Genomic DNA, 6,870 nt, shown 5'->3' with positions numbered 1-6,870 from the left:
GTCTCGACCACCAGCCCGTAGTCGTTGCCGAACGCCGACCGCAGTCGCTGGTCGACGTTGGTGAGTCCGACGTGCGCGCCGTCGGACTCCTTGCTCCCCGCCGGACTCAGGGCGTCGATCGCGCCGGAGCGGAGGAGCTCGGGATCCATCCCGACGCCGTCGTCCTCCACGCTCAGCAGGCAGTCGGGGCCCACGTTGCGCGCGACGATCGAGATGGTGCCGTTCTTGCGGCCCGCCATACCGTGGCGGACGGCGTTCTCGACCAGTGGCTGCAGTGCGAGGAAGGGCACGACGACGCCGAGGAGTTCGGGCGCCACCTGGAGTTTCACCGTCAAACCGGGGCCGAAGCGCGCCCGTTCGAGGGTGAGATAGCGGTCGATGTTCCGCAACTCGTCGGCCAGCACGGTGTACTCGCCTGCGGCGCGGAACGAATAGCGGGTGAAATCGGCGAAGTCGAGGATCAGTTCGCGCGCCCGGTCGGGGTCGGTGCGAACGAACGACGCGATGGTGTTGAGGGCGTTGTAGATGAAGTGCGGGCTGATCTGGGCGCGCAGCGCGAGGACCTCGGCGCGGTCGAGTCGGGCCCGCGAGGCGTCGAGTTCGGCCAACTGCAACTGGCTCGCCGCGTAGCGCGCGACCTCGGTGATCGCCCCGACCCGACCCGGACCGGGGTCAGTCATCGAGGCGACCACCAGGACCCCGGCGCTGATGTCGTCGGTCATCAAGGGGGCGGCCAGCAGATTGCGGGTGGGGCCGACGCCGCCGGCCGGGTCGCGCTGGGTGGCATGCCTGCCGTCGGCCAGGGCGGTCGCGGCGAGGGCGGCGGCCGCGGTGCGCATCGGCGGCGTCCAGAGGTAGGGGTCGCCGTCGTACACCAGCAGGTCGCCGTCCGCGCCGTAGAGGGCGAGCCCGTCGGCGCCGGTCAGGGCGCGCAGGGGGCCGGCGGCCTCGGCGGCCGAGTCCTCGGTGAGGCCGCGGCGCAGCGGCTTGGCGGCCAGGGCCGCGGTGTGCAGGGTGTCGTGGACCGCGCGCTCGTGCGGCGTGCTGACCACGCGCCGGGTCCGCAGGGCCACCACGATCAGCACGATGGCCAGAGCGGTGCCGAGGACGGCGATGGCGATCAACTCACCCGACATGCGACCCATCCCAACCGCGCCTGACCACGGCTCGACGATAGCGTCACCGGCGGTGTCGCACCGGTGAACACCCTTACGGGGAGGGTTCGCGTGCTGTTCGCCGATGCGTCGTCACCCGTTCAGCAGTGGCTGCTGGGATCTGCAGGCATGAGACCTGAACGGACGACATCGCACCGATTCCAGAACGCAGGCAGGCGGAAGGCGGGCGCCGTCGCGGTCGCGACCGCGGTGGGCGTCGCCGCACTGTTGAGTGCGTGCGGCGGACAAGACGGCGCAGGTGCCGGGGTGGACGGCGACGCGGCGGTGAGCGTCGAGATCTCCCGCGGCGCCGACGGCGACCTCACCGTCAACGGTGGCGCCCGCAGGCTGTCGGAGGACCAGACGCAGCTGATCGCCGATTCGATCCAGTCCTCGGGCGCCAAGAACGTGATCCTGGTGATCGGCGACGGGACCGCCAACCAGGAACTCACCCTGGCCCGCAATTACGAGTGGGGTGCCGCCGGTCAGATTCCGGGCATCGACCAACTGCCGCTGACCGGGGACTACAGCACGTACGCGCTCGACAAAGACAGCGGAAAGCCCGACTTCACCACTGACTCCGCCGCGTCCGGCACCGCGTGGGCCACCGGGACCAAGACCTACAACGGTGCGGTCGGAGTCGACGTCACGGGTGCTCCCCAGCGCACGATCCTCGAGATCGCTCGCGCCAACGGACTCCGCACCGGCAACGTGACCACCACTGAACTGCAGGACGCGACGCCTGCGGTGCAGGTGGCGCACGTGTCGCAGCGCAAGTGCTACGGCCCGGAGGAGACGGCCGAGAAGTGCCCCGAGAACGCCCTCGAGAACGGCGGTGCGGGGTCGATCACCGAGCAGTTGCTGGCCGCCCGCGCCGACGTGACCCTCGGCGGCGGCTGGGAGACCTTCGCACAGACCGCGACCGCCGGAGACTACCGCGGCAAGACGCTCGAAGCGCAGGCCAAGGAACGCGGCTACCGCATCGTCCGCTCCGCCGACGAACTGGCCGACGTCGACAAGGCCGATCAGGAGCAGCCGCTGCTCGGCGTCTTCGCCGACGGCAACCTGCCGCGCATCTGGGGCGAGCAGACCGCCGTCGTCGACGGCAACAAGCAGCCCGGTGTCCGGTGCGGCCCGAACGCCGAGTTCACCGCGACCACCCCGAAGCTCGGCGACATGACCCGCAAGGCCATCGAACTGCTCGACGACGGCACCGACGCCGGCTTCTTTCTGCAGGTGGAGTCCGGTTCGGTCGACAAGGCCAACCACGACGCCGATCCCTGCGGTCAGATCGGGGAGACCGTCCAGCTGTCGGACGCGGTGACGCAGGCGCTCGATTTCGCCAAGAAGCAGAAGGACACTTTGGTGATCGTCACCGGCGACCACGCGCACACCAGCCAGATCGTCGAAGCCGATCCCGAGGTGAGTCTTCCCGGACTGTCGAAGGTGCTGATCGGTCGCGACGGTGAACCCATCGCCGTCAGCTACGGAACCTCACTGGAAGCGGGCGAGGAGCAGCACACCGGCGGGCAGGTGCGCATCGCCGCCTACGGTCCGGGCGCGGCCAACGTCGTGGGCCTCACCGACCAGACCGACCCCTTCTTCATCATCACCGAGCAACTGGGACTGGATCGGGACAAGAAGTAGGGAGAATCTGACGACGCGACTGTGGGGGCTGAGAACGGTGATGACCTGCTCTTTGGGGCGTCGCGGAGGGTGTTGGAACCTGCGGTCCCAACCTTGCACTCTCTGCCGCCGAGTGCTAAAACGGAGATTGGCACTCGCGGCGTGCGAGTGCTAGGTCGGAACGATGAGATCGGTCCAACAGACACCCCGGTCGTCCGTCGCGGGCATCCGAGTCCGGCCCAGAAGACTTTAGTGTCACCCCCTACCGGAGGATCACTTACCAATGGCAAAGCAGATTGCTTTCGACGAAGAGGCCCGTCGCGGACTCGAGCGCGGCCTGAACAGCCTCGCCGACACCGTCAAGGTCACCCTCGGACCCAAGGGCCGCAACGTGGTCCTGGAGAAGAAGTGGGGCGCCCCGACGATCACCAACGATGGTGTTTCCATCGCCAAGGAGATCGAGCTCGAGGACCCGTACGAGAAGATCGGCGCAGAGCTGGTCAAGGAAGTCGCCAAGAAGACTGACGACATCGCAGGCGACGGCACCACCACCGCCACCGTGCTGGCGCAGGCGCTGGTCCGCGAGGGCCTCCGCAACGTCGCTGCCGGCGCGAACCCGCTGGGCCTCAAGCGCGGCATCGAGAAGGCTGTCGCAGCCGTCACCGAGTCGCTGCTGAAGTCGGCCAAGGAGGTCGAGACCAAGGAGCAGATCGCTTCGACCGCCGGTATCTCGGCAGGCGACCAGACCATCGGCGACCTGATCGCCGAGGCCATGGACAAGGTCGGCAACGAGGGTGTCATCACCGTCGAAGAGGCTCAGACCTTCGGTCTGCAGCTGGAGCTCACCGAGGGCATGCGCTTCGACAAGGGCTACATCTCGGGCTACTTCGTCACCGACGCCGACCGCCAGGAAGCCGTCCTCGAGGATCCGTACATCCTGCTCGTCTCGGGCAAGATCGCGACCATCAAGGACCTCCTGCCGCTGCTGGAGAAGGTCATCCAGTCGGGCAAGCCGCTGGTGATCGTCGCTGAGGACGTCGAGGGCGAGGCTCTCTCGACCCTGATCGTCAACAAGCTCAAGGGCACCTTCAAGTCCGTCGCCGTCAAGGCACCGGGCTTCGGTGACCGCCGCAAGGCCATGCTGGCCGACATCGCCATCCTCACCGGTGGCGAGGTCATCAGCGAAGAGGTCGGCCTCTCGCTCGAGACCGCAGGCCTGGAGCTGCTCGGCACCGCGCGCAAGGTCGTCGTCACCAAGGACGAGACCACCATCGTCGACGGTGCAGGCGACGCTGACGCGATCGCCGGTCGCGTTGCGCAGATCCGCAGCGAGATCGAGAACAGCGACAGCGACTACGACCGCGAGAAGCTGCAGGAGCGCCTGGCCAAGCTGGCCGGCGGCGTGGCCGTCATCAAGGCCGGCGCTGCCACCGAGGTTGAGCTCAAGGAGCGCAAGCACCGTATCGAGGACGCCGTCCGCAACGCGAAGGCTGCCGTCGAAGAGGGCATCGTCGCCGGCGGTGGCGTGGCCCTGCTGCAGTCGGAGCCTGCCATCGAGGCACTGACCCTCGAAGGCGACGAGGCCACCGGCGCCAACATCGTGCGCGTCGCCCTGGAGGCTCCGGCCAAGCAGATCGCCGTCAACGCGGGCCTCGAGCCCGGCGTCGTCGCCGACAAGGTCCGCAACTCGCCCGTCGGCACCGGCCTGAACGCCGCTACCAACGTGTACGAGGACCTGCTGGCTGCCGGCATCAACGACCCGGTGAAGGTCACCCGCTCGGCGCTGCAGAACGCAGCCTCGATCGCGGCTCTGTTCCTCACCACCGAGGCCGTCGTCGCCGACAAGCCCGAGAAGGCTGCTCCGGCCATGCCGGGCGCCGACGAGATGGGCGGCATGGGCTTCTGATCCTCACCGATCACGAACCCTGCGACATCCGCAGAACCACCGAAGGCCGGTCACCCGCAAGGGCGACCGGCCTTCGGCCTTTCCGCACCCGATAGATTCGGGTGCACATCGGCAGTGGGGGAGTTCGAACAATGCAACCGTGGATGCCCGGTCCGCGCGAAGCCCGAGGGCTCGCGGTGGGCGCCTATTTTCTGGCGGGGGAGGATCTCGGCTGGGTCGCTGGAATCGCCGCTGCGGGAACCGTCCGCGCCCTTCGGCGGGAACTCAGATCGGTGTGGCAGATCGCGGGCGTCGTCGACGGGCAAGCGCTGTGGGCGGCCGGCGAGCGCGAGGCCGTCGATTCGCTGGTGATGGATCCGATCCTGCACCAGGTGAGCGGTCTGTCGGCCGCCGCCGTGCATCCGGGAACGCCGGCTGCCGCCATCGCCGCCGTGACCCGACTGCCCGTCGACATCGGCGTGCCGCCCGCGGCGTTGCCGCGCACGGTGGTCGCCTGGGATCTCGCTCGCCGCGTCCAGTTGGTCAGGCAGTGCGTCGCGGCGGGCTATGCGGTCGAGGAGGAGGCCTGGATGGTGGTCGCCTCACTCGGCGATCACGCGGCTGCGGCGTACGCCGACTGGGGCGAGTTCGCCCGGGGCTTCGAGATCGGGCGTGCACTCCACATGTCCGTCGGCCGCTCGGTGGGACGCGGCGACGCGAGCCGGTCCATCGCCCACACCCGGCCGTACCTGACGGCGCTGTTGACGGCGCCGGGGAGCCCCTGGACCAGCGTTCCGCTGCGCAGCGACGGCGCCTGATCGCAGTGTCGACCGTCGCCGCGCGTCACCGACGGTCGAGCAGCCCCAGCATCGCGTAGGCGGCCACCTTGGCGCCGTGCGGGACGGCGGTCAGGTCGACGACATAGTTCGGGTTGTGCGGAGTGAACGGGAACTCCTCGCCGCGTGCCACGGCTGAGGCGTAGACGTCCGGGTCGGCGATGCCGACCAGCAGGTAGTTGAACGGCATGTCGGGGTACGGGCCCTTCAGCAGCTGCACGTCTTCCGAACCGGTGGCGCGGGGGAGATCGGTGACGATGTTCGCCTCACCGAGCACCTGTCCGAGTGAGACGGCCATCTGCTCGGCCAGCTCGACGTCGTTGACCAGGGGCGACGATCCGCCCTTCATGATGATCTCCGGGAGCCGGTCCTCGGGCATGCCGTACGTGCGCGCGATCCCCTCGGACACCGACTTGACGGCGCTCAGCATGATCTCCCGGACCTCGGGGTCGTACCAGCGCAGATTGGCCTTGACCAGGGCTTCGGCCGGGATGACGTTGTTGTCGGCTCCGGCCTGAATGGAGCCGACGGTGAGGACGGCGGTCTGCTGGGGGTCGATCATGCGCGACACGATGCTCTGGAACTCGACCACCGCCATCGCGGCCATCAGCACCGGATCCTTGGCGCGGTGCGGCATCGAGCCGTGCCCGCCGACGCCGTGGAACAGGATGTCGACCTGATCGGTGCCCGCCATGCGAGGTCCGGGCGACGAGACCACCACGCCGACCGGGCCGGGTGCGGTGTGCATGCCGATGAACACGTCGGGCTTCGGGATGAAGTTGTAGAGGCCGTCGTCGACCATCGCCTTGGCGCCGGTGATCGGCTCCTCCGCGGGCTGTCCGATCAGCACGAGCGTGCCCGACCACCGGTCCTTCAACGAGACCAGCGCATGGGCCATTCCGAGCATCCACGTGACATGGGCGTCGTGGCCGCACATGTGCGCCACCGGCACTTCGGTGCCGTCGTCGCGGACCACCCGGACGTCGCTGGCGTAGTCGAGACCGGTCTCCTCCTCGATGGCGTTGGCGTCCATGTCGGCGCGGTACATCACCACCGGACCCGGACCGTTGCGGTAGATGGCCGCGATGCCGGTGGTGCCGATGCCCTTGGTGATGTCGAAGCCGAGGTTCTGCAGGGCCAGTTCCACGATGCGCGCGGTCCGCACCTCCATGAACCCGAGTTCCGGATTGCGGTGGATGTCTTTGAAGATGTCCACCAGCCGCTCGGTGTCGGCGGTGATGATGCGGTCGACGTCGGCGATCAGGTCGGCGGGCAGCGGGTCTGTGGCGGGCTGAGCTGCGGGTGCTTCTGGGAGGGTGCTCACACCGCCCATGGTATCGACCAGCCGTTCGTTCGGCGGGGCATAAGG

The 6,870-nt window shown here is 68.6% G+C and carries 5 protein-coding genes; 3 read left to right on the top strand and 2 right to left on the bottom strand.

Translation table 11 applies throughout. From position 1 onward, the window contains the following. A partial coding sequence (locus tag GX543_RS02020; RefSeq protein ID WP_290849457.1) for a histidine kinase occupies positions 1 to 1,136 on the bottom strand: 1,136 nt, incomplete at its 3' end. Between the two features lie 147 nt (positions 1,137 to 1,283). On the opposite strand from GX543_RS02020, the gene phoA reads away from it, so the two are divergent. From phoA to GX543_RS02005, 3 genes are all read left to right on the top strand, one after another. Further along, positions 1,284 to 2,801, top strand: coding sequence for an alkaline phosphatase (gene phoA / locus GX543_RS02015; RefSeq protein WP_290849456.1), 1,518 nt, complete (start codon positions 1,284 to 1,286; stop codon positions 2,799 to 2,801). A gap of 262 nt (positions 2,802 to 3,063) precedes the next feature. Continuing rightward, a complete protein-coding gene (gene groL / locus GX543_RS02010; protein ID WP_290849455.1) occupies positions 3,064 to 4,686 on the top strand; it encodes a chaperonin GroEL in 1,623 nt (540 codons plus the stop codon). A 131-nt stretch (positions 4,687 to 4,817) separates the two neighbouring features. Next, entirely contained in the window at positions 4,818 to 5,483 is a 666-nt protein-coding gene (locus GX543_RS02005; protein ID WP_290849454.1) for a DUF1266 domain-containing protein, read from the top strand. Positions 5,484 to 5,508: 25 nt separating this feature from the next. On the opposite strand, the gene GX543_RS02000 is transcribed toward GX543_RS02005, so the two are convergent. Then, a complete protein-coding gene (locus GX543_RS02000; protein WP_290849453.1) occupies positions 5,509 to 6,825 on the bottom strand; it encodes an amidohydrolase in 1,317 nt (438 codons plus the stop codon). Between the last annotated feature and the right edge of the window lie 45 nt (positions 6,826 to 6,870).

It is taken from the genome of Gordonia sp. (in: high G+C Gram-positive bacteria), assembly GCF_012515855.1.
In the GTDB taxonomy this organism is placed as follows: Bacteria; Actinomycetota; Actinomycetes; order Mycobacteriales; family Mycobacteriaceae; genus Gordonia.
Note: the sequence above shows the minus strand (reverse complement) of the source record. Positions and strands in the feature narration are given on the sequence as shown.